Genomic DNA, 22,997 nt, shown 5'->3' on the forward strand with positions numbered 1-22,997 from the left:
CGGGCGCGCGCGATCGGCCTACTTCTTTCTCTTGATGTTCGTCTTCTTGACGACAGCTCGCTTCGTTGACGTACCCGTGGCCGACCGTCGCTCGGCGGCGGCGATCGTCGTCCGCCGGTTCGACAGTTTCAGCTTCGTATAATCAAGCACCCGTTCCATCGCGATCCGCGCCTTGTCGGCGTCGCCGCTCTCGATCGCGCGCGCGGCGGCGGCATGATTGGGCAGGTTGTCCTTGAACCAGCCGACGCTGCCGACCGCGACGTCGAAGACCGTGTTCAGGATTGTGTCGATGGCGCCGCGAAAGCCCTGCAGCACCGGGTTGTGCGTGGCGTCGAGGATCGCAAGATGGAACGCCTTGTCCGCCGTGATGGCGCTCGCCTCGTCCTGCGCGGTCTCCATCGCGGCCAGTGCGGTATTGATCCGCCAGCGGTCGTTCCTGGTGGCGCGCTCGGCGGCGAGCGCTGCGGCCGCCGGCTCGATGATCGAGCGGACTTCCTGGATGGCGAGCAGGAGATCGCGGTCCGGCTCCTTCTGGCCGACCAGCCAGCTCAGCACGTCGCGGTCGAGCAGGCTCCATTCGGCGCGCGGCAGCACATGGGTGCCGTGGCGCGGACGGACGCTGACCATTCCCTTGGCGGCGAGCGTCTTGACGGCTTCCCGCACCACGCCGCGTCCGACGCCGAAACGGGCTTCGAGATCGGGCTCGGGTGGAAGCGCGGTGCCGACCGGAATGAGATCCTGCGCGATTTCGCGGCCGAGCGTCGTCAGTACGCTGCGAATGCGCCTTGGCTTGATGCGCCTGTCGGCGGTCCTTGGCTTGGCCACCCCTTCTGCTCCTGATCTCTCACGGGAATTCGCGATTGCCTAACACGCGCCTGCTGTGATACGCAATCATCCGATGTTTAACATCCGATGTTTGCGAGGAACACTCGTGCATCGTTCGGACGGGAGATTGCTACTTTTGGGTGCCGAGGCGCCGCGACAGTGTGGCCTCGGTTATTCGGCTTGACATCGCACGGCGCTGCCCGTGTGATGAGAATAACAACGACAAAAAATAAAACGATAAAAAACAAAAGGTGCATTGCACCATCCAGGGAGGGTTTGATGCCGGGGCGCAAAGCTGCACGCCTGTTCGTTGGGCTGTCCGCCGCAATCGCGGTGCTGGGGATGGCGGTTACCGCCCAAGCCCAGGAAAAGAAAATCAAGATCGGCGTGATTTACGACCTGACCGGACCGCTCGCGGGCGGCGGTTCGGAGCTGCAATATATCGGCGCCAAGATCATGCTCGACCAGTACGCCAAGACCGGCGTCGAGGGTTACAAGGTCGAAGCCGTCTACGCCGACGCCCAGAGCAAGCCTGATGTCGCCATCAACGAGGCGGTGCGGCTGATCGAGCAGGAGAAGGTCAACATGCTGCTCGGCTTCTTCTCCTCGGCGCAATGCGTGCCGGTGGCTGCGCGCGTCGAGCAGCTCAAGAATTTCATGTGGATCACCACCTGCATCTCCTCCGCGGTGCTGGCTGACAAGAACTTCAAATACGTGTTCCGTCCGCAAGCTTCCGGCGATCAGTTCGGCATGATGACGATGGATTTCATCGCGCAGAATTCCAAGGAGAAGCTCGGCAAGGAGCCGAAGGATCTGCGCGTTGCCATCATCCATGAGGACGGCGCCTATGGCGTCGACGTCTCCAAGGGCAACGAGGCCGGTGCCAAGAAGGCCGGCTTCAACATCGTGCTGAAGGAAGGCTATTCCGCCACCGCGCCGGATCTCTCCGCGCTCGTCACCAAGCTGAAGCGCGCGCGGCCCGACGTGGTCTTCCACACCGGCTATAATCCGGACATCACCTTGTTCGGTCGCCAGGCGCGCGAGCAGGGCCTGAAGTTTGCGGCGCTGGTCGGTCACGGCGCGGGCTATGGCGTCTACGAGAAGCTGAAGGAAGGTCTCGGCGCCGATGTCAATTATGTCTTCAACACCGATCCGATCTCGATCTGGCTCGCCAACCAGAAGAGCATGGATTCGAAACTGCCGCCGGTCATCAAGATGGTCGGCGAGGAGTTCGACAAGGCCAAGCCGGGCGTTGCGATCCGCTCTGCCCATGTCGGCATGGCCGCATCCAACACCTATCTGTTCCTGACCGAGGTGCTGCCGCGCGCCATCAAGAAATATGGTGGCGTCGATCCCGATGCGCTGCGCAAGGCAGCCCTCGAGACCGATATTCCGGAAGGCGGCACCATGCTGGGCTTCGGCGTCAAGTTCCACGGCGAGGGCACCCAGATGGCCGGCCAGAACGAACGCTCGTTCCCGGTGGTCATCCAGTATGTCGACGACAAGTCATACGTGGTGTGGCCGAAGAGCCAGGCGCAGCGCGAGGCCGTGCTGCCGCTGCCGAAGGGAACGACGTTCAGCAACCAGTAAGAGCCAGGCAAACGGCTAAGCGGAGGTTCTGGCGTGCTGACGGTAGAAGGGTTGGTGAAGCGTTTCGGTGGCTTCACCGCTGTGAACAACGTGTCGTTCCGGGTCGAGCAGGGCGAGATTCTCGGCCTGATCGGCCCGAACGGTTCCGGCAAGAGTACGATCTTCAACATGCTGTCGGGCACGCTGATTCCGACGGCGGGATCGATCCTGTTCAACGGCGCGGAGATCGCAGGCCACGCGCCGCACCGCATCATCAATGGCGGCATTGGCCGCACTTTCCAGATTCCACGGCCGTTTCACCGGCTCAGCATTTTCGAGAATGTTGCGCTCGCCGGCTATTACGGCCAGGGCCGCCATAGCCGCGCCAGGGCGGATGAAGCCGCCGAGCGCGCGCTTGCCATGGTCGGCCTGCCCACGGACCGTCACGCCAGCGTCGATGGCTTGGGCGCTGCCGGGCTGAAAAAGCTCGAACTGGCGAAAGCGCTCGCCACCGGGCCGAAACTTTTGCTCGCCGACGAAAGCCTCGGCGGGCTCGACGAGCACGAGATGGATCAGGCCGCCGACATGCTGCGCAAGATCCGCGACGAGCTCGGCATCACCATCATCTGGGTCGAGCACATCATGGGCGTGTTGATGCGGGTGGTCGACCGCGTGATGGTGCTGGATCACGGCGAGAAGATTTCGGAAGGCTTGCCGAGCGCGGTGGCGAGCGATCCGCGCGTGATCGAGGTCTATCTCGGCACGGACGCGGATTCGAGCCAGGCTGCGGCGGCGGAAGCGCGCCGGAAGGCGGGAGTCTGACGGATGCTCGAACTGAAATCGCTCGATGCGGGTTACGGCACCTTCCAGGCATTGTTCGGCATCAATCTCGACGTCAAGGCGGGCGAGGCGGTCGGTGTCATCGGTCCCAACGGCGCCGGCAAGACCACGCTGATGCGCGTGATCTCCGGCCTGATCCGCCCCGTCAGGGGCAGCATCACGATGGAAGGCCACGACGTGCTGGCGACGCCGGCGCATCGCATCGTCGATCTCGGCATCGCCCATGTGCCGGAGAACCGCCGGCTGTTTCCGCGGCTCACCGTCGACGACAATCTGAAGATGGGCGCCTACATGCCCGGCGCACGGGCCAAATATGCCGAGCGTCTCGAATTCGTGTTCGATCTGTTTCCGCGCATGAAGGAACGGCGCAGCCAGATGGCCGGCACCATGTCCGGCGGCGAGCAGCAGATGTGCGCGATCGGCCGCGCGCTGATGTCGGACCCGAAATTGCTCCTGCTCGACGAGCCGTCGGCGGGGCTGGCGCCGGTCGTGGTGCAGCAGGTGTTCGAACTGGTGAAGCGCATCCGCGCCAGCGGGCTCACGGTGCTGATCGTCGAGCAGAACGTGCAGCAGGTGCTGAAGGTGGTCGACCGCGCCTATCTGCTCGAAGCCGGCAGCATCCGCGCATCGGGCACGTCGGAAGAGATGATGAAGACCGACACCATCAAGCAGGCATATCTCGGGGTCTAGAGCATGATCCGAAAAAGTGGAAACCGGTTTTTCGAAGAGATCATGCTCAAAAAATAGGGCAAGCGATGCAAGGGTTCCTCGATATCTTCGACATCTATCTGCTCGAGGCCGTGGTCAACGGCATCCTGCTCGGCGGCGTGCTGGCGCTGCTCGCGCTCGGGCTCAACCTGATCTTCGGCGTCATCGACGTCACCTGGATCTGCTACGCCGAGCTGGTCATGATCGGCATGTACGGCATGTACTACATGGTGCAGGTGTTCGGCCTGCCGTACTGGGTGGCGGCGCCGATCGCGATCATGCTGGTGGCGGCGCTCGGCGCGCTCCTGCATTACATCGTCATCGAGCCGCTATTGACCGCGCCGCCGATCAACCAGTTGCTCGCGACCGGCGGCGTGCTGTTCATCCTGCAGAGCTTTGCCACCGTCGCCTTCGGCATCGACTTCCGCAATCTCGGCATCCGCCTGCCGGTGCTGGCGATCGGCGACATGCATTTCAGCTATTCGCGGCTGCTCGCTTTCGTCGCCGCCTTGCTGGGTATGCTGGCGGTCTATTTCTTCATGACGCGCACCTATACCGGCACCGCGATCCGCGCGATCTCGCAGGACCGCCAGATCATGTCGCTGATGGGGGTGGATACCAGGCGCATCTATCTCATCACCTCGGCGCTCGGCGGCGCGCTGGCCGGCCTCGCGGCCTGTCTTCTGGTGCTGCAGTATGACGTCCATCCCTTTGTCGGGCTGTCATTCGGGCCGATCACCTTCCTGATCTGCGTGCTCGGCGGCCTGGGCAATTTCGTCGGCGGCTTCCTCGCGGCCTTCGTGTTCGCCCAGATCATTTCGCTGGGCGGCCTGTTCTCGGACCTCGAATGGGGCTACGTGCTGGCGTTCGCCTTCTTCATCGTCATGATGTTCATCCGGCCCGCGGGCCTTTTGGCGAGGCGCTCGTGAATTTCCGTAACGCTGCCTGGGCCACAGGACTCGTCGGGCTGGTCGCGCTGCCCTTTGTCTATCGCGAGCCCTATCATCTGCACATCCTCGTGCTGATCCTGATCTGGTCGTTTGCCTATACCGCATGGTCGATCATGGGCCGCTTCGGGCTGGTGTCGCTCGGCCATGGCGGCTTCATGGGTGTCGGCGCCTATGTCACCGCGCTGTTGTGGAACCATCTCGGCGTGTCGCCATGGATCGGCATTCCCGTCAGCATGGTGGCGGCGGGGATGTTGGCGCTGGTCGTCGCCTATCCCTGCTTTCGCTTCCGCATCACCGGGCATTATTTCGTGCTGGTGACGCTGGCGCTGTCAGGCATCGTGCTGCAGGTCATCACCGCCACGCGCGATTACACCGGCGGCTCGCTCGGCTACACGCCGAACCGCGCACCCAGTGGCAAGGGGCTGATGGCGCTGCAGTTCGACGACAAGACGACGTGGTACCTGATTGCGCTCGGCATCTGGGTGCTTGGTTTGTTGATCTGGCGCTGGGTCGATCGCAGCATGAGCCGCTACGCCATGGAGGCGATCTCGGAAGACGAGGACGCCGCGGCTGCGGCCGGCGTCAACGTGACGGCCGAAAAGCTCAAGATCACGCTGATCTCGGCGCTGATGACCGCGCTCGCCGGCGCGCTCTACTGCCAGTACCAGATGTTCATCTCGCCCGACACGGTGAGCGGCATCGCGGTGTCGTTGCAGATGGTGTTCGCCGTCATCGTCGGCGGGCTCTATGTCTCGCTCGGCCCGACTGTCGGCGCCGTCATCACCATCCTGCTCGCGGAAGTGCTGCGCATCGGCTTCGGCACCAAGGCGGTGGGCTGGGACAACCTCGTCTATGGCCTTCTGCTCGTCATCTTCATCATCTTCCTGCCCAAGGGCATTCTTGGTAGCATCCTCGACCGATTGAAGACGCAACCGAAGCCCTCCGGGATGAAATGAACAAGAAACCGTCGAAGTCGCTGGCCGATGACCTGAAGTCCTATGTCGCCCCGTTCCGCTACGACGGTGAGGGCGAATTTCACCTGAAATCGCACAAGACCAATGAGAAGGGCGGGCTCGACAAGGAGAGCGCGACCAGGATCATCGAAGCCAACCGCAAGCGGCTCAACGATTTTCAGGAAAGACTTTATGCACAAGACCGCTGGTCGCTGCTGCTGATCTTCCAGGGCATGGACGCGGCCGGCAAGGACTCTGCGATCAAGAGCGTGTTCGAGGGCGTCAACCCGCAAGGCTGCGAGGTCACCGCGTTCAAGCAGCCTTCGACGAAAGAGCTCGACCACGATTTTCTCTGGCGCAGCATGATCGCGCTGCCCGAGCGCGGCCGGATCGGCATCTTCAACCGTTCCTATTATGAGGAATGCCTGGTGGTGAGGGTGCACCCGGAGATTCTTGCGAAGCAGAAGATCCCGCCGCAGCTGGTCACCAGGGACATCTGGACGGAGCGCTTCGAGGACATCTCCGCGATGGAGCGCTACCTCGCGCGCAACGGCACCGTGATCCTGAAATTCTTCCTCAACGTGTCGAAGGAAGAGCAGCGCGAGCGCTTTCTGGAGCGGCTGGAGGATCCCGCCAAGAACTGGAAGTTCTCGATGGCCGATATCGGCGAGCGCGCGCTATGGGCGAAATACCAGGCCGCCTATCAGGACATGATCCACCACACCGCGACCAAGGCCGCGCCCTGGATCGTGGTCCCCGCCGACCACAAATGGTTCGCCCGCGTCGTGATCGGCTCGGCGATCGTTTCAGCACTGGACGAACTCGATCTGCATTTCCCGAAAGTCGACAAGGCCGACCGAAGCGAATTCGCCAGGGTGCGCGAGGCGCTGCTGGCGGAAGAGAAGGGCGGAAAAGGGACGAAGAAGTAGGATGGGTAGAGCGAAGCGAAACCCATCATCCCAATCCCGATGGGGGAGAGCGATGGGTTTCGCTTCGCTCTACCCATCCTACAGAACCCGACGAGTTTCTGGATCGGCCGGCTTCTTCAGAAGGCGGCAGCCAGGCGGCAAGCCGGCATCGTAAACAAATATTAACCAAACAGGGGCGTTGTAAACGAATTATTAACCAATTGGGTTCGGGATTGGTCATGCGACAAACCCGCACCAACGGAGAAGCTGATGGATACCCCAACATCTGCCGCACCCGACGAAAAAGCGCCCTCGGCGGAACCGGCTTTGGCGACACACCCCGGCAAATCGGAACCGCAAGAGAAGTCGAAAGCCTCCGGCCCGCTGGAGGCCAGTGCGGAACGGATCAGCTCTTCCGTCGCTCAGCTGACCTCGAACTCGATAAACGAACTTCAGGGGCTGGTTTCCGAGCTGCAAAAAATGCAGGACTTCCTGAAGTCCGAGGTCAACAACGTGCAGCGCCAGATCGATAGCGCGTTGGCCGGAATCAACATTATCGTCGAGACGATCAGTCCGTGGAAAACTATCGCGGCCTCACAAGCGCATCCATCGGCCATGCGCAATGTCCGCGTAGGGGGACCGGCGGCCAGTGTTGAGCAACGCATGCGCGTCGGAATTTGACGTGTACGGTGCGCACCGGGGAATGAACGCCGGATCGCCACCGCCACGTCACCAAATCGCCTAACGACTCACCGATACTTGTTGCAGCGGGCTGCGGGGCGACGCGCACGAGTGTAGTGATGACGCGCTTTGAGTCCAATCTGTATCGAACTCCGGTCTTTAGCGGGCTGATCGTGGTAGCGCTGCTCGTGTTTGGCGCGATCGTCGTTCGAAGTGTCGGACCGGCCGAGAGAGGTGACACAGTCATCACGGCGTCCGATCACGGCAGGGACCGCACGCGCACCACTGCCGAGAACGGTGGCCGTGTTCCTCCGGATATCGGTGGCATCAAAGGCCTGAGAGGTTCGCTGCCGTAGGATAATTGTTGGACGGTAGCGCGCCATCCTGACGACCGCTGCAGAATGCCGCGACTTTCCGGTGCCCGCAGGGATCGGAATATTTGGGGCATTGAAGCGAGGCGAGAGTCGCGTGAGCGGACCCGTTCGAGGCTTGGAATTGCGCTGGTCCCTCGACGAGTCCGCATCACCGCGCCGCGGGACAAGCCAAAGCCATCCTTCATTCTTCGTCTGCACATTGACGAACACAAAGGAGCGGAACTTCGCTGGTGTGGCAATGCGGTTACGCATGCTCTTCATTCCATTCCCGGCAACTGAAAGGGATGGGCTTCGCTGCGCTCTACCCATCCCACGAGGCTCTACGGATTTTCGCTCACGAAAACGCCGCCAGTGTCACCCGGCGGCTTCCCCGAAAACCATCTGCCAACCCTTTCGCGTGTCCATATACTCGCGAACCTGCTTGATGCGGCCATCCGCGACGACAAAGATGAAACAGTAGTCGTTGTCATATGGTCGTCCTTCCGGAAGCGTCGCCCGCATCCGCTCCTCGATGATCACTGCGTCGCCATCGGTGTGGACGGCGCGGAACGAGATGTCGATTGCGGAGAACAGGCGGTGCATCTCGGTGGCGATGAAGCGCGCGATCTGGTCGGGGCCGATCATGTGATCGGTATGTACAAGCGCCACCGCCGTCGCGTTGTTGCGAGGGGCGATCCATTCGGCGTCCGCCGTGAACAGGGAGGCGATCTGGCCGGCGTCTCGCGTCGAGAATGTCTTCCATGCGTTGAGAACGACGTCCTTGGCTGTTGGATTATCCATGTTGTTGCCTTCCGTGGAGAGAAATCATCGCCGCCGATCTAGGACACTCCCGCCGCCGTCGCTGGCCGGAATCGGACCTCATCATCTGCGCCCGTTTGTCTCCGCCGCGCGATACGCTAGAATCCGGTCATGCTGAGCTTCGACGTCTGCAACGCCGCGCGGCTGAGGCGCGACGCGCGCTATGATGGCCGTTTCTTCACGGCGGTGCGGACCACGCGGATCTACTGCCGTCCGGTCTGCCCGGTGAAACACCCGTTGACGCGCAACGTCAGCTATTACCCGACGGCGGCCGCGGCGGAAGCGGCGGGATACCGGCCATGCCTGCGCTGTCGCCCGGAGACCGCGCCGTTCTGCCCGGCCTGGAACGGCACGCGCTCGACCGTTGCGCGCGCGCTGAAACTGATCGACGGCGGCGCGCTGGATCAGCACTCGGTCGCTGCGTTGGCAGAGAAACTCGGGATCACCCAGCGCCATCTCGCCCGCCTGTTCGAGCGCCATGTCGGGGCAAGCCCGCAACAAGTTGCGACCACGCGTCGCTTGCAGCGGGCGAAGCGACTGCTGGACACCACCAACGATACGATGACGGAAATCGCCTTCCGCGCGGGCTTCGGCAGCTTGCGCCGCTTCAACGCTGCCTTCGCCGATCTTTACGGGCGCTCGCCGTCGAGCCTTCGCGCCAAAGTGCGGGCGCGGCGGGATGGATAAGCGATCGCAAGCGATGGCAGCCCGGATAGGTGTGTGCCGGCAGCATCAGCCGGGCCCGGAAATATGGTGTAGCACCCGCAGTTCCTTTGCCGCGGCTTTCATGAGCGGCCTTGCCTGCTCATCCTCGCGGCCAACGATGATCCCGGAAACATAGGCGCGGGCGCGCCTGTCTTGCGGTGGCGCCTTTAGCGCGGCCTCAGCCGCCATCTTTCGATCGGCAATGAAGTCGTTCAGCGAGCCCAGGGCATCCTGGATCTTCTTTGCATGTTTCGATAGACGCGCGAGCGCCTTTCGGTCGCGTTTGCCGGGAAAAAGACTTTCGAAGAACTCCGTCGCGTACCGGATCTTCTTCATCCTGATCCGGAACTTGTGCCGGTCGGGTGCCGTCATTTCTTGCAGCTTTCCTGCCTCCTTCTGTGCCTTGCGGATGCGCCGATCCAAGAGCTTTGCGGCGAATTCGCCAAGATCGCTGTTTGCGGCGTCCGTCCGGCCGCGCTGTGCCTCGATCCACGCGAGCACATCGACGAGCAGCGCGCGGCATCGCGGCGAATCGACCGCCTTCCTGGCCTGCGCGAGCGCCTCAGCGCGTTTCTCGGCAAACTGCCTGGCGATGGCTTTGCCGCCCCGGCGCGGGGTTATTTCGCGGGCGACAGGACCAATCTTCTCTTCCAGGAACACGTCAAGCTCGCGCGCGCGGGCAAGTTCGTTTGTCAGCCACCTGAGTTCTGTCTTGATCGCTTCGGTTTTCGTCTCGGGCAATGCCTTCGAAAACAGCGAGATGGCGGCGCGCAAGCGGCGCAAGCCTACGCGCATCTGATGCACGCCTTCCGGATCAAGGCTGCGGACGGCATCAGCGTTTCCCGAAAAATGGCGAAGGGCGGAGTGGGCGATGGTTCGGAAGCCCTCGATCGCGGTTGTTCGCTTCCCGAACTCGATTGGCTCGGCAAAAACAGCTTGAGCACGCTTGCCGTCGATGAGATCGTAGCCCTGGTCTGCCTTCGCTCTCAACCAAAGCTCGGCCGAGAGCTTTCGCTCCAACGCCTTCGCGACGCGAAACAGATCGCTCGCCGGTCCGCTTTTTAATTCGAGTTCGACCTCCTCGATGCGGCTTGTGTGGCCGGCCGCGGTAATCCTGCCGCGATCAATGGCAAGTTCCAGTTCGCTCCGTTTGGTGCGGACCGGCATGGTGATGCGATGCACCGAAGTCTCGAAGATCGGCTTCAACTTGCGCCGCAGCTTGTTTGAGGCCAGCTGCTCCAGCGGCGTGCCGTTCGCCTCGTCGAGGTCGGGAGTGCGACCTCCTATTTCGGTTTCCCACTCGCCGCGGCCGAACTGCGCCCCAGAGGTCTTCTTGATCGTTTGAACGTGCTTGCCGTCCGTTTGCCTCACCCGGAGCAGAAGGCCGCGCCGCTTCAGCTTGTGTTTTCGCGTGTCGAAATAGGTCGAGAGCAGATCGCGCTCCGAGCGCTTGCCGATTTTGCAGCCGGGCACCGTCAATCTGGAAGAGGGCCCGAGATTGCGCTTGGGCATACGGAACTTGATTTCGGTCTCAACGCCCATCGGCTGCTCTCTTCGGAGCGATGGGCTGGTAACGCCGGAAAGTGCTTTCTGCTCCCGGCCACTTCGCCGCCCCGTTAGGTCACCTATCCTGACCATCTTTTGGCATTGCGGCCGGCCTCAATTCTCGTCTAGAACAGCCCCGGAACGCCCCGCGGCAACGGACCGTCAATGGTTTTGGCCGAGGATTTCGCGTCCACAAGGGTCTGGCAATGCTGATTCGCAGCGAAAAGTCGGGAGTTTTGGGTGGAGCCGCCAAGGCTGCCCCCGCTCGTCCGGCTGCGTCCGCGCCCACCCTGCTTCTTGGCGGGCTTCTGCTTCTTATCGGCCCCTGAGGGCCGTCTGGGCATTTGCGCCTGGGCACTCAGGGGTTTTGAGCGAGATCACCAGACCCTTCAGCGCCGCTTGAACCGGCGCAAGACCCAAAGGAATACAGAACCATGACCACCGCCAACAAGTCCGAGAAGGACCGCGTCATCATTTTCGACACCACGCTGCGTGACGGCGAGCAGTGCCCCGGCGCGACCATGACATACGAGGAAAAGCTCGAGGTCGCCGAGATGCTGGACGACATGGGTGTCGACGTCATCGAGGCCGGCTTCCCGATCACCTCGGAAGGCGATTTCCAGGCGGTCAGCGAGATCGCCCGCCGCTCCAAGAACGCCGTCATCGCCGGCCTGTCGCGCGCGCACCCGAAGGACATCGACCGCTGCGCCGAGGCGGTGAAGTTTGCAAAACGCGGCCGCGTCCACACCGTGATCGCGACTTCGCCGCTGCACATGCGCGTAAAATTGAACATGACGCCGGAGCAGGTGGTCGAGCTCTCGATCGCCAACGTCACCCGCGCCCGCAACCAGATCGACGACGTCGAATGGTCGGCGGAAGACGGCACCCGCAGCGAGATGGATTTCCTCTGCCGCATCGTCGAGGCCGTCATCAAGGCTGGCGCCACCACGGTGAACATTCCCGACACTGTCGGCTACACGGTGCCGGAGGAATACACCCATTTCATGCGCACGCTGATCGAGCGCGTGCCTAACTCCGACAAGGCGATCTTCTCCGTCCATTGCCATAACGATCTCGGCATGGCGGTGGCGAACTCGCTGGCCGGCATCGCCGGCGGCGCGCGCCAGGTCGAATGCACCGTCAACGGCATCGGCGAGCGGGCGGGCAACGCCGCGCTCGAAGAGATCGTGATGGCGATCAACGTGCGCAACGACAAGTTTCCGTGGTGGAACAAGATCGACACCACGCAACTGACGCGCGCCTCAAAGCTGGTATCGGCGGCGACCTCGTTTCCGGTGCAGTACAACAAGGCGATCGTCGGTCGTAATGCGTTTGCGCATGAGAGCGGCATCCATCAGGACGGCGTGCTGAAGGACGCCTCGACCTACGAGATCATGCGGCCCGAGATGGTCGGCCTGAAGCAGTCCTCGCTGGTGCTGGGCAAGCACTCCGGCCGTCATGCCTTCGTGCACAAGCTGGAAGAGATGGGCTACAAGCTCGGCCCGAACCAGTTGGAAGATGCCTTCGCGCGGATGAAGGCGCTCGCCGACCGCAAGAAGGACATCTACGACGAGGACATCGAGGCGCTGGTCGACGAGGAAATGGCGGCCTCGCACGATCGCATCAAGCTGACCTCGCTGACTGTCATCGCCGGCACCCATGGTCCGCAGCGCGCCACCATGAAGCTCGACGTCGACGGCCAGACCAAGATCGAGGAAGCCGAAGGCAATGGCCCGGTCGATGCCGTCTTCAACTGCATCAAGGCGCTGGTGCCGCACGAGGCCAAGCTGGAGCTGTACCAGGTCCACGCCGTCACCGAAGGCACCGACGCGCAGGCTGAAGTCTCGGTGCGTCTCTCGCATGAGGGCCGCTCGATGACGGCCCGCGCGGCGGACCCGGATACGCTGGTCGCTTCGGCAAAAGCCTATCTCGGCGCGTTGAACAAGATCGTCATGAAGCGCCAGCGCGACATGCCCGCGCAGGCGGCGGGGTGAGACCCAACGTCATTCCGGGGCGATGCGCAAGCATCGAACTATGATACGCAATTGCACATCTGAGAATCTCGAGATTCCCCGATGCGCAACTGCGCATCTGAGGTCTGGTCCTACGGACCATCCCGGATTGACGTCGGAGAGCAATAATAAAACGCGGCGCCGTGGCACCGCGTTTTTTTGTTGAGCGCTCCTTGATGGTGGGCACGCTATCGCTTTGCCCAACCTACGATCCTTACCGCGTCTTTACGTCCGGCTCGCGCCGGGCAACTGGACGGGAATGTGCGGCGAGGTGCTGATGACCCTCGGGCTTCCGTCGGAATTGGCTGGGCCGCGCTCGGCCAGGCTGCGGATGGTTTCCAAAAGCAAAATATATTTTTCGGCTAACATTGGCATTTCCAGTTCTGAAATGGCCTCGCCGCTGGTCTGGCGAGACACAGGCAATTCACGAGCCTCGCATGCTGCCGGACTTCGATTTCAGGAAGTTTTCGTGGAATCAGAAAAATGGCTTCGGCGGTCGGATGAAATGTTTCGTCGCGCCGGCCTGCACGAAGCCGAGATTACCGAATCGTTAATTGCTGCGACGCGGCGTGCCGCCGCCCATGCGCCTCGAGAGCGTCTCGGCGGTTGCCAAGCTCAAAACTGAAGAAAAATTGGAACGAGCAGCACGCTCACGATCGCAGCAACAACCGTGAACGGCACACCCACCTTCACGAAATCGCCGAAACTATATTGTCCAGGTCCCACGACCAGCGTGTTTACCGGCGAGGAGATAGGCGTCATGAAAGCCGCAGACGGGAACATCGCGATTGCGGCCGCAACCGTCAGCAGGATGAGGGCGAGATCGAGGTTCATCAAGACCTCTTTCCATCGGTGGCGGCACCTAGCCACTGATCTGTAAGATGGCTACCGTTGTCCACCGTAGCGGGTGTGCGGTGCCCGGTAAATCGGGCCCGTTCGGTCTCATGGAGTCAATCCAATCGGAGGAGGCTCGTATGGCGAAGATCGGCATCGTCCACACCACCGAATACACCTACCGCAACCCGGTAGGCCTGCTGCGGCACAAGCTGATGGTGCGGCCGGACGAGAGCCACGACCTTCGCCTGCACAGCGCGATGCTGAAGGTCGAACCGGAGCCGAATGCGATCTACTGGAAGCATGACGTCTTCAACAATTCCGTCTGCTACCTCGAATGGCCGGAAGCACTCAGGACCGAGCGGCTCAGCATCGTGTCGACGCTTGACATGACACATCACCCCGACGGCCAGCCGCTGCCGGTCTACAGCCTCGACGCAACCGCCGAGCAGTTTCCGTATTCCTACGCCGCTCATGAGATTCCCGACCTGGCGCGCCTCGCCGAACGCCAGATGCCGGACCCCGAGCGAAAGGTCGACACTTGGGCCCGCCGTGTCGTGTCGGAAGTGGAAGGCAAGCAGACGCTACGCGTACTGGAAGCGATGACGCACGCCATCAAGCAGGAGTTCAATTATCGCGTCCGCTACGAGCAGGGCACGCAGACGGCCGCCCAGACACTGGCGTTAGGCTCCGGCACCTGCCGCGACTTTGCGGTATTGATGATGGAAGCGCTGCGCAGCTTCGGCCTCGCCACGCGTTTTGTCACCGGCTATTTGTACGATGATTCCTCGGGCACGACCGTGGGTGGCGGCAGCACGCACGCATGGTGCAGCGTCTATCTGCCCGGTGCAGGCTGGATAGAGTACGATCCGACCAATGGTTTGATTGCCGGCGCCAACCTGATCCGTGTGGGCGTGACCAGGGAGGCGGAACAGGCCATCCCGATATCGGGTGGCTTCGTCGGCAACTCGGATGATCCGACCGGACTGCATGTGGATGTATCGGTCCACGCCATACCGATACTCTAAGCGCGTGGGGTAGGCAAAGGCGAGCTTCGCGCCGTGCCTACCATCTGTCCCCGATCGCGCGTCTTGATGGTCGGCACGCTTGCGCTCTGCCCACCCCATGGGCTCTCGCAATGACGATATGTGGAGGCAGCAAGTGCGACAAATCAACACGACGCGCAAATCACTTCTGATTTTCCGAAATCGTGTCAAGCCCGGGAAGCAAAAATATTCTGCTTTCGTTTTCACCCAAATCAGTCGCACAACTTCGCCCGTCTCACGGCAGATGAGGGGCGCTTCGCGAACGTCACGAACGCGCGGTGAGATGCGGAGGACGCTGACGGCGCGATAGACGTACGCGCCGGAGGCGTACGGCGAAGTCGTGTGGTTCGGGCGCCGCGGTGCTGGCGTTAAGTCCTAGAGAAGCGAAGCTTCTCGGGGGCGACGGAGGCAAAAGAGCCGTTCTCCGGGAAGAGCACGAAGTAAGCCGTNNGCCATTGCGCAGGGAAGNCGCGCTGCCCTGTATGCTCGTGTGCACTTTTGTTTGCGCAAATCGCACGCGAGACCGCGGGTGCAGCAAGCACCCGGTCTTCCCCGCGCCCTCTGAACAAGGGGGCGGGAAGTTCACAAGCAAACCTCGGGCGATCAGCGCCGCGAGAACGCGAAACTGTATCCCCCGTCACTGCGCTCGCAATGACGTGGAAAGAGCCTCGCCATGCGTCCATCCGCTCACTCTGAGGAGGCCGCGAAGCGGTCGTCTCGAAGAGCGAGGCCACCAGCGGCGCCAACTGCTTTGGCGCCAGAGCGTGCCTGAATCTTGGGCGGACAGAATGTCGCATTTTGCGATGCAGCAAACCATCGAGGTGGCCCCTGCTAACGGGCAATGGCAATTCGGTCCGCTTCTCTGTATTGGTGCAACTGGCATACAAGCTTCGGAGCCATCTGTCGCGCTCCGCAAAAATAACCGGGAGGAATCATGCGCAAACTGATTTTGGCTGCGGCATCGGTCGCAGCATTGGCTCTGGTCGGGCCGGCCGCGGCGCAATCGCCGATCGTGATCAAGTTCAGCCACGTGGTGGCGACCAATACGCCGAAGGGGCTGGCGGCCGAGAAGTTCAAGGAACTGGCCGAGAAATACACCGACGGCAAGGTCAAGGTCGAAGTCTATCCGAACTCGCAGCTCTACAAGGACAAGGAAGAGCTGGAAGCGCTGCAACTCGGCGCGGTGCAGATGCTGGCGCCGTCGAACTCGAAGTTCGGGCCGATCGGGGTCAAGGAATTCGAGGTATTCGATCTGCCCTACATCCTCCCCGACCTGAAGACGCTGCGCAAGGTGACCGACGGCCCGCTCGGCACCAAGCTTCTGAAGCTGCTCGATGCCAAGGGCATGACCGGTCTTGCCTACTGGGATAACGGCTTCAAGCAGATGAGCGCCAACAAGAAGCTGGTGGCGCCGGCCGACTATCGCGGCCTGAAGTTCCGCATCCAGTCGTCGAAGGTGCTGGAAGCGCAGTTCCGCGCGCTCGGCGTCGTTCCGCAGGTGATGGCGTTCTCGGAAGTCTATCAGGCGCTGCAGACCGGCGTCGTCGACGGGCAGGAGAACACCTGGTCGAACATCTATACCCAGAAGATGCACGAGGTGCAGAAGTACATCACCGAGACCAACCATGGTTACATCGGCTATGTCGTGGTCACCAACAGGAAGTTCTGGGACGGCCTGCCGGCGGACGTCCGCGCTCAATGCGAGAAGGCGATGAAGGAAGCCACCGCCTATGGCAACGCGCAGTCGCAGAAGGAAAACGACGATGCGCTCGCCGACATCAAGAAGACGGGCAAGAGCGAGATCATCAAGCTCACGCCCGAACAGGATGCCGCCATGCGCAAGGCGGTGGAGCCGGTCTACAAGGACGTCGCCGGCCGCGTCGGCCAGCCGCTGATCGACGAGTTCTTGAAGGAGACGAGGGGCGCGACCAACTAGGTCAATGTTGATCGGGCTTCCGTGTCACGGCACGGAAGCCCTTCGCGTTTCGGGGCGAGCGGCGCGAGCCGCGGTAGGATCGGGAAGGTGAGGGCGTCAGAGGCCCGGCCTGAAGGGGGAACATATTGATATTGCTTCGCATCCTCGACCGGCTTGAGGAGACCTTGATCGCGACACTGATGGCGCTCGCGACCCTGCTGATCTTCCTCGCCGTGTGCCACCGCTATCTACTCGGCATTCCCTTCCTGTTTCCGATCCTGTTCCCGATCAACCTGTCCTGGGCGCAAGAGCTTTGCATCTACATGTTCGTGTGGGTGGCCAAGTTCGGCGCCGCCTATGGCGTGCGCACCGGCATCCATGTCGGCGTCGATGTCGTGGTCAATCAGCTCAGATCGCCCTGGCGCAACTATGTCGTGCTGTTCGGCTTGCTGTGCGGCGCGTTCTTCACCGTGGTGATCGGCACCATGGGCGCGAAGTTCGTCTACGGACTCTACCATACCGACCAGGTGTCGCCCGACCTCGAGATTCCAAGCTGGTTCGTCTATCTCTGCATCCCGCTCGGCTCCTATTTGATGTGCTTCCGCTTCCTGCAGGTCGCTTATCACTACTTCTTCACCGGTGAATTGCCGCATCACGACCACGCCCATGTCGAGGGAGTCGACGTCGATGAGCCGGGCGTCGGCGCTGCGGAGGTGACGCGATGACATCGATCATCATCTTCGGCCTCCTGATCGCGCTGATGCTCACGGGCATGCCGATCTCGATCGCGCTCGGCCTCACCGTGCTCACCTTCATCTACACGATGACCAACGTGCCGACGGAATCGGTCGCGCTGAAGCTCTTCACCGGCATCGACAATTTCGAGATCATGGCGATCCCGTTCTTCATCCTCGCCGGCAACTTCCTCACCCATGGCGGCGTCGCGAGGCGCATGATCGATTTCGCGAGATCGATGATCGGCCACTGGTATGGCGGGCTGGGGCTCGCCGGCGTCTTGGCCTGCGCGCTGTTTGCCGCGGTGTCGGGCTCTTCGCCCGCCACCGTGATCGCCATCGGATCGATCATGCTGCCCGCGATGCTGAAGCAGGGTTTCCCGAAACGCTTCGGCGCCGGCGTCATCACAACCTCGGGCGCGCTCGGCATCCTGATCCCGCCGTCGATCGTGATGGTGATCTATTGCGTGGCGACCGGCGGCAACATCGCGCTCGATCCGGCCGGCCAGCGCGTCTCCTCCGCGTCCGTCGGCCAGATGTTCATCGCCGGCGTGATTCCCGGCCTGATGCTGGCGACGCTGCTCGGCGCCACCACATTCTACCGCGCCTGGCGCAACGACTATCCGCGGTTGCCCAAAGCGAGCTGGGGTGAGCGCATTGCTGCGTTCCGCAAATGCGTATGGGGGTTGCTGCTGATCCTGATCGTGCTCGGCGGCATCTATGCCGGCATCTTCACGCCGACCGAGGCCGCGGCCATCAGCGCCGTCTATGCCTTCGTGATCGCCGTGTTCGTCTATCGCGACATGACGCTGAAGGATGTGCCGAAGGTGCTGCTCGGCTCGGCCAACATGAGCGCGATGATCCTCTACATCATCACCAATGCGGTGCTGTTCTCCTTCCTGATGGCGAACGAGAACATTCCGCAAGCGATCGCGAACTGGATCACCTCGATCGGTGTCGGCTGGATCGTCTTCCTGCTCGTCGTCAACGTGCTGCTGCTGCTCGCCGGCAACTTCATGGAACCGTCCTCGATCGTGCTGATCATGGCGCCGATCCTGTTTCCCGTGGCGGTCAAGCTCGGCATCCATCCGGTGCATCTCGGCATCCTGATGGTCGTCAACATGGAGGTCGGCATGTGCCATCCGCCGGTCGGGCTCAATCTCTACGTCGCCTCCGGTATCGCCAAGATGGGCATCACCGAGCTGACGATCGCGGTGTGGCCGTGGCTACTGACCATGCTGATTTTCCTCGGCATCGTGACCTATGTGCCGGAAATATCGCTGTGGCTGCCGCGAATGCTCGGTATGCTCTAGCCATGCTGCATTGCGCTGGATCAAACGGCATCACATTACATCTTGGTAAGGGAGGCCTGCCTTGCCAATCCGTAAGTTGAAGGCCGGCTGAGGCCGGCCCATCTTCAAGCAACCTTTCACAGGAGGTTCGCATGAGGAAGTTTGCTATCGCAGCGGTTGCGGTACTCGCCATCGCCGGTTCGACCGCGGTCTATGCCCAGCACCGCCATTGGGGCGGCTTCGGTCATATGCGGATGAGCCCGGAGGACCGGGCGGCCTATGCGGACGCGCGGATTGCGGCCGTTCATGCCGGCCTCAAGCTCTCGGCCGAGCAGGAAAAGCTGTGGCCGCCGGTCGAGGCGGCGGTCAAGGAGTTCGCCAAGCTCAGGATCGATCGCGCCAATGCGCGGATGAATCCGCCGGACGATTCCAGCCAGCAGAAGCCGGATGATCCCGTCGCCCGGCTGCGCGACCGGGCCGAGACCATGGCGGCCTCGGCGGCGGCCATGAAGAAGATCGCGGATGCGGCCGAGCCGCTCTACAAGACGCTGGATGACGGCCAGAAGCGCCGGCTTGCCGTCCTGACCCGGATGGACCACCGGTTCGGAGGCGGGGAAGGCTGGCGCCACCACCGGTTCGAGCGCGAAATGGGCCGGGATCGCGACTTTGACCGGCACCGGGGCTATGACCGCGATCGCTATGACCGGGATGGTGGCCCGGACCGGAACGGCGCCGAACGGCTCTGATGCACCCCCGATCGGGACCCGGTCCAGACATCGGCAGAAGCCGCTGAAATCCAGCGGCTTTTTGCCATTCCGGAAAGCCGCCAAAGCCCGGGAAAACTTCACCCCTATTGCTGGACATCCCGGGATCGCTTTGCTAAACGACGCCCCTCGCAAGGGTTTTCCGGACCTAGAGCGTCCGGGCGCATAGCTCAGTTGGTAGAGCAGCTGACTCTTAATCAGCGGGTCCCAGGTTCGAGCCCTGGTGCGCCCACCAAAAATCCCTTCGCGAGAACAGTGGCTTAGGCCCGTTCGCATTTGTTCTTCGATACCGCATTCGACAGAATTTTCGGGCCATTCGACAAAATGTGCGACAATTCCGTTCGCGCTTCGGTCCGGCCGGAACGGCCATAAACGCATAACTCAACCTCGGCGAGCGTGCTTGGTATACCAGCTCGCGCTGAACAAAATGGGTACGATTGGAGCAGCTGACTCGGCACCCCTATGAGTCAGCTGCTCCAAAAAGAACATTTTGGCACTAACTGCCGGGCACTCCTGAAAACGAAAGAGCCACCCGGTTGGGTGGCTCCGATCATCGACGCAACTTTTGCGATTTCACGAAATCACCTTGACCTCGGGCAGCAGCAGCAGCGACGAGTTGGCGGCGAACAGTTTCTCCATCGCCTGATCGGCGAGCTTGGCGCGGTCGCCGAGATAGTGCTGGTCGAGAATCTCCTGCACCGTCTTGAGGCTGTGCCCGGTGATCGAGGCGATCTCTGGAGCCGCGCAGCCGGCCAATGCGAGCAGCGTCACCGACGTGCCGCGCAGGTCGTGAAAATGCAGGTCGTTGTCCTCGCCGAACTCGGCCCCGATCTTGGCCGCCTTGCAGGCCTTGCCGAACGAGGTGCGGAAGCCATCCTCGGTCCAAGGCTGTCCGCGCGTGTTGAGCAGGATCGTTGCGACCTCGGTATTCTCCCAATCGACCCGCTGCAGCAACTGCCAGAGCTGCGTGCCCGGCATCACCTTGATCCGGATCGCCGTGTGGTTCTTGGTGCCGCGCTTGCGTGGGATGTGGAGGTAGCCATCGCGGTAGGCGCTTTTGGGCAGCGACAGGCACTTGCCTTCGCGCAGGCCAGTGTAGAGGCCGAGCACCACGACGTCGCACACCTGGCTGGACGCCTTGGCGAACAGGCGCTCGAAATGCGGTGCGCGCCAGAGCTTCTCGGTGCGGTCGCTCTCGTAGAGCCGGCCACCCTTCAGACACGGGTTGACTCGCAGCTTGCCGCGATCCGTCGCTACCGAGCAAATGCGCGCCAGCACGGACCACGCCATATCAGCGGTGCGCTTTTTCTCGACGAGGCCGTCGCGCCATTTCTTGAAATCGCCGCGCACTTCTTCCGGCGTGTCCTTGATGGGTTGGATCGGCAGCTTGCCGAACTCGGCCTCGATCATCTTGATGTAGCGGTTGTAATCCTTCTGTGTTCTCTTGCCGAGCGTCGTGTACTCGTCCGACTGTTTGTAGAGCGCGATCAGATCGCGGAACGTGCCGGTGTTGGCATTGGCCTTGGCAAGCTTGGCGGCTTCGACGTTGGCGCACTCCTGAAAATAGGCCGCCATGAATTCGGTCGAGCCTTCGGCGCCGGGCAGCACGCGCTTGGTGGCGCGGAAACTGATGTAGGTTTCGAACTCGCCGCTGGCGAGTTTTTGCTTGTCTCGCTTGAGACCCTTCAGCCGTTTAAGGCTGGTTACGCGACGCTCGTTCTTGGGCACGCTCCTGTCTCCATTTCTCCAGCGCGGTCATCGCTTCGGGCACTTCGCACACCAAGCCCGAGACCTTGTCTAGCGCGAGATCAATCGCCTTGCGGTCCCACCTGTGTGTGCCGGGTATCGGACCCGGAAGAATCCCGCGACGCACCCAATCGTGGAACGTCGACAAGCTTCCGCACCCGGCGTAGACGGCAGCCTCTGATCTCGACAAGCCCCTCGGGGTCACCTGGTTCATACTGCCTCTCTTGCCTTACGCTCCGTTACGTAGTATGTCAAGCATATCAGCGTCGGCCTTCCGGCCTACGTCTTCCGGCTTACAAAAACTTTTGTGGATTCCACGCGGCCATTTCGTGCCGTCACGCACGATTTGCCAGTCGTGGCCGTCGCGGGCTTCCCCGATGATGACCCCGGTGAAGACCTTCGGCTTCCGGTCCGCATAGGGAATCGTGACCACCACGCGATCACCCTTCTTCAGAGCCGGATCGTAGGTTCGGTCAATCATGTCGTTCGGCCTTGAGCTTTTCGTATTCCTCGATCAGCCACACCACTAGGTTGGCGCGATCCGGCAACACGAGATCGTTGCCGGGATGGGCCTCGCGCCAGCGAGCCACCGCGCGCATGTCGGCCTTCCATTGCAGGTCGAAGGTGAACTGCAGGCTCTCGGCGTGCTCCTTGGCCTCGGCCAATTCCTGGCGCAGTGCGCTGAGACGATCCGCCGGCAACAGTTCGAGCTTGAGATCCGCCAACTGCTGATCGTCGACCCGCTGCGTCGCCTTTTCGTAGAGATAATCCTGGCAGATCTCGACCAGCATCAGCGTCTGCCGAGCGGAGGTGACGATCTCGCAGATCGGCTGGTGCCGCTCGGTGAACGCGACGATGTGGATGCCGCAGTTCGGGTCACCGCAGAAGGCAGCGTCGAAGTGATGGGCGCGCGGAGTCTCGGGTCCAGGACGCCAGTTATCGTCGCTTCTGGTCATCCGGCGCCTCCACAAAGAACTTGCACGCCTTCCATTCGGAAAAGACCGGCGGGCCATGCCGATGGGTGAGCCGGAGGAATTCGCGGCAGCCCATCGTCTTGACCTGCTTGCTCTCGATCAGCTGGGTGTGCGGGTTCACTTTGTCCCGACCCTTTCGATAATAACCGCGCCATTTGCAGTCGCCGCACGTCTTTGATGGATCTCCGAGAGATCCAACAAAATGCGCCATGCCCGGCTTGACGTCATCGCGGTCGGGGACGCCGGGTAGTTTTGTCAGGTAGCCCATGTGCTGCATCCCAAATCATGACCTGATAGCGATCCGGATCCAGGCCCATCCGTTCCACCGCGCGCCGCATCGGCTCAGATCCGCCGGGCATCATGCAGATGTCGCGCGCGGTCCAGCCGTAGATATCGACCAGAAACGCGACGCGACCATCGCGGTGCATGTCGCGAATGGGCATTTGGGTCTTGAGCCGATAGTCAACGGTCATGTTGCTCACCTGACGCGCTGTTGCTTGAACAGCGCCTCCATATCCTTCTTGGCCTCGGAGAAGCCGGCATGCAGCTCGCCCTCGATGGCGGCTCTGCCGACCATCAGCGCTGCCAGCATTTTCAAGTTTTCTTCGTTGAGCCGGCCAATCAGCTCATCGTTTTTCATCTCACCGACGATGGCGGCAAGCGCAGTCACGCCAGCCTGCACCAGCAATGGCATCCATGGTGCCGGCGCGATGTCGATGACGCGCCTCATTGTCGCTTCGATGTCGTCAGACATCTTGAGCGTCAGATCGTAGATGATCTTGTCTTCGAGCGGTTGTGGTGCAGGATGCTGATGAACAATCATC

Annotated in this window: 26 protein-coding genes and 1 tRNA gene; 17 read left to right on the forward strand and 10 right to left on the reverse strand. The window is 61.8% G+C overall.

The genetic code is table 11. The features are described from left to right. Positions 1 to 18: 18 nt before the first annotated feature. Positions 19 to 825, reverse strand: a complete 807-nt coding sequence (locus CQ14_RS20995) for a FadR/GntR family transcriptional regulator (RefSeq protein ID WP_199805581.1) — start codon at positions 823 to 825, stop codon at positions 19 to 21. 279 nt (positions 826 to 1,104) lie between these two features. Between CQ14_RS20995 and CQ14_RS21000 the strand changes: the two genes are divergently transcribed. The 8 genes from CQ14_RS21000 (at position 1,105) to CQ14_RS21035 (ending at position 7,790) form a co-directional block, all read left to right on the forward strand. Continuing rightward, the gene (locus CQ14_RS21000) at positions 1,105 to 2,415 is read left to right on the forward strand and encodes an ABC transporter substrate-binding protein (protein WP_057859740.1); all 1,311 of its coding nucleotides are present in this window, start codon (positions 1,105 to 1,107) and stop codon (positions 2,413 to 2,415) included. Between the two features lie 33 nt (positions 2,416 to 2,448). Further along, positions 2,449 to 3,216 (forward strand): ABC transporter ATP-binding protein, encoded by a 768-nt coding sequence (locus CQ14_RS21005; RefSeq protein WP_057859741.1) that lies wholly within the window; start codon positions 2,449 to 2,451, stop codon positions 3,214 to 3,216. Positions 3,217 to 3,219: 3 nt separating this feature from the next. After that, a complete protein-coding gene (locus CQ14_RS21010) occupies positions 3,220 to 3,924 on the forward strand; it encodes an ABC transporter ATP-binding protein (RefSeq protein WP_057859742.1) in 705 nt (234 codons plus the stop codon). A 65-nt stretch (positions 3,925 to 3,989) separates the two neighbouring features. Next, positions 3,990 to 4,871, forward strand: coding sequence for a branched-chain amino acid ABC transporter permease (locus CQ14_RS21015; RefSeq protein ID WP_057859743.1), 882 nt, complete (start codon positions 3,990 to 3,992; stop codon positions 4,869 to 4,871). After that, positions 4,868 to 5,848 carry a branched-chain amino acid ABC transporter permease gene (locus CQ14_RS21020; protein ID WP_057859744.1) on the forward strand — a complete coding sequence of 327 codons (981 nt, stop codon included), beginning with the start codon at positions 4,868 to 4,870 and terminating at the stop codon, positions 5,846 to 5,848. The genes CQ14_RS21015 and CQ14_RS21020 overlap by 4 nt, the downstream gene beginning before the upstream one ends. Further along, positions 5,845 to 6,774, forward strand: coding sequence for a polyphosphate kinase 2 family protein (locus tag CQ14_RS21025; RefSeq protein WP_057859745.1), 930 nt, complete (start codon positions 5,845 to 5,847; stop codon positions 6,772 to 6,774). Before CQ14_RS21020 ends, CQ14_RS21025 begins: the two co-directional genes overlap by 4 nt. 249 nt (positions 6,775 to 7,023) lie before the next feature. Beyond that, entirely contained in the window at positions 7,024 to 7,434 is a 411-nt protein-coding gene (locus tag CQ14_RS21030) for a hypothetical protein (protein WP_057859746.1), read from the forward strand. Between the two features lie 119 nt (positions 7,435 to 7,553). Next, positions 7,554 to 7,790, forward strand: a complete 237-nt coding sequence (locus CQ14_RS21035; RefSeq protein ID WP_057859747.1) for a hypothetical protein — start codon at positions 7,554 to 7,556, stop codon at positions 7,788 to 7,790. A 372-nt stretch (positions 7,791 to 8,162) separates the two neighbouring features. Here the strand turns inward: CQ14_RS21035 and CQ14_RS21040 are convergent, their stop codons facing one another. Further along, entirely contained in the window at positions 8,163 to 8,588 is a 426-nt protein-coding gene (locus CQ14_RS21040) for a nuclear transport factor 2 family protein (RefSeq protein WP_057859748.1), read from the reverse strand. A 129-nt stretch (positions 8,589 to 8,717) separates the two neighbouring features. Between CQ14_RS21040 and CQ14_RS21045 the strand changes: the two genes are divergently transcribed. Beyond that, positions 8,718 to 9,293: a bifunctional transcriptional activator/DNA repair enzyme AdaA gene (locus tag CQ14_RS21045; protein WP_057859749.1), complete on the forward strand. Its 576-nt coding sequence runs from the start codon at positions 8,718 to 8,720 to the stop codon at positions 9,291 to 9,293. Between the two features lie 45 nt (positions 9,294 to 9,338). On the opposite strand, the gene CQ14_RS21050 is transcribed toward CQ14_RS21045, so the two are convergent. Further along, positions 9,339 to 10,853, reverse strand: a complete 1,515-nt coding sequence (locus CQ14_RS21050; protein ID WP_057859750.1) for a CYTH and CHAD domain-containing protein — start codon at positions 10,851 to 10,853, stop codon at positions 9,339 to 9,341. Positions 10,854 to 11,290: 437 nt separating this feature from the next. Here CQ14_RS21050 and CQ14_RS21055 point away from each other — a divergent pair, with 437 nt between their 5' ends. After that, a complete protein-coding gene (locus tag CQ14_RS21055; RefSeq protein ID WP_057859751.1) occupies positions 11,291 to 12,850 on the forward strand; it encodes a 2-isopropylmalate synthase in 1,560 nt (519 codons plus the stop codon). A 295-nt stretch (positions 12,851 to 13,145) separates the two neighbouring features. Next, positions 13,146 to 13,493: a hypothetical protein gene (locus CQ14_RS43770; RefSeq protein ID WP_156435215.1), complete on the forward strand. Its 348-nt coding sequence runs from the start codon at positions 13,146 to 13,148 to the stop codon at positions 13,491 to 13,493. On the opposite strand, the gene CQ14_RS21060 is transcribed toward CQ14_RS43770, so the two are convergent. Further along, a complete protein-coding gene (locus tag CQ14_RS21060; RefSeq protein ID WP_057859752.1) occupies positions 13,484 to 13,702 on the reverse strand; it encodes an anion permease in 219 nt (72 codons plus the stop codon). The genes CQ14_RS43770 and CQ14_RS21060 overlap by 10 nt on opposite strands. Before the next feature lie 140 nt (positions 13,703 to 13,842). Between CQ14_RS21060 and CQ14_RS21065 the strand changes: the two genes are divergently transcribed. From CQ14_RS21065 to CQ14_RS21090, 6 genes are all read left to right on the forward strand, one after another. After that, on the forward strand, positions 13,843 to 14,730 hold the full coding sequence (locus tag CQ14_RS21065) for a transglutaminase family protein (RefSeq protein WP_057859753.1): 888 nt from the start codon (positions 13,843 to 13,845) through the stop codon (positions 14,728 to 14,730). Positions 14,731 to 15,682: 952 nt separating this feature from the next. Then, entirely contained in the window at positions 15,683 to 16,684 is a 1,002-nt protein-coding gene (locus tag CQ14_RS21070) for a TRAP transporter substrate-binding protein (protein WP_057859754.1), read from the forward strand. 128 nt (positions 16,685 to 16,812) lie between these two features. After that, positions 16,813 to 17,388 carry a TRAP transporter small permease gene (locus tag CQ14_RS21075; protein WP_057860010.1) on the forward strand — a complete coding sequence of 192 codons (576 nt, stop codon included), beginning with the start codon at positions 16,813 to 16,815 and terminating at the stop codon, positions 17,386 to 17,388. Further along, a complete protein-coding gene (locus CQ14_RS21080; protein ID WP_057859755.1) occupies positions 17,385 to 18,710 on the forward strand; it encodes a TRAP transporter large permease in 1,326 nt (441 codons plus the stop codon). The genes CQ14_RS21075 and CQ14_RS21080 overlap by 4 nt, the downstream gene beginning before the upstream one ends. Before the next feature lie 131 nt (positions 18,711 to 18,841). Continuing rightward, positions 18,842 to 19,435: a Spy/CpxP family protein refolding chaperone gene (locus CQ14_RS21085; RefSeq protein ID WP_057859756.1), complete on the forward strand. Its 594-nt coding sequence runs from the start codon at positions 18,842 to 18,844 to the stop codon at positions 19,433 to 19,435. 177 nt (positions 19,436 to 19,612) lie between these two features. Then, positions 19,613 to 19,688 (forward strand) — tRNA-Lys (locus CQ14_RS21090). 338 nt (positions 19,689 to 20,026) lie between these two features. Here the strand turns inward: CQ14_RS21090 and CQ14_RS21095 are convergent. From CQ14_RS21095 to CQ14_RS21120, 6 genes are all read right to left on the reverse strand, one after another. After that, positions 20,027 to 21,181 (reverse strand): tyrosine-type recombinase/integrase, encoded by a 1,155-nt coding sequence (locus tag CQ14_RS21095; RefSeq protein ID WP_057859757.1) that lies wholly within the window; start codon positions 21,179 to 21,181, stop codon positions 20,027 to 20,029. Between the two features lie 247 nt (positions 21,182 to 21,428). After that, entirely contained in the window at positions 21,429 to 21,680 is a 252-nt protein-coding gene (locus CQ14_RS21100) for a hypothetical protein (protein WP_057859758.1), read from the reverse strand. Continuing rightward, complete coding sequence (locus CQ14_RS21105; RefSeq protein WP_057859759.1) at positions 21,673 to 22,155, reverse strand: hypothetical protein; 483 nt, start codon at positions 22,153 to 22,155, stop codon at positions 21,673 to 21,675. The genes CQ14_RS21100 and CQ14_RS21105 overlap by 8 nt, the downstream gene beginning before the upstream one ends. Then, entirely contained in the window at positions 22,136 to 22,441 is a 306-nt protein-coding gene (locus CQ14_RS44735; protein ID WP_199805582.1) for a hypothetical protein, read from the reverse strand. The genes CQ14_RS21105 and CQ14_RS44735 overlap by 20 nt, the downstream gene beginning before the upstream one ends. Then, positions 22,398 to 22,646, reverse strand: coding sequence for a hypothetical protein (locus CQ14_RS21115; protein ID WP_156435217.1), 249 nt, complete (start codon positions 22,644 to 22,646; stop codon positions 22,398 to 22,400). Before CQ14_RS21115 ends, CQ14_RS44735 begins: the two co-directional genes overlap by 44 nt. Positions 22,647 to 22,651: 5 nt before the next feature. Continuing rightward, entirely contained in the window at positions 22,652 to 22,996 is a 345-nt protein-coding gene (locus CQ14_RS21120; protein WP_057859762.1) for a hypothetical protein, read from the reverse strand. Between the last annotated feature and the right edge of the window lies 1 nt (position 22,997).

The organism is Bradyrhizobium lablabi, from assembly GCF_001440475.1.
GTDB classification, from domain to species: Bacteria; Pseudomonadota; Alphaproteobacteria; order Rhizobiales; family Xanthobacteraceae; genus Bradyrhizobium; species Bradyrhizobium lablabi.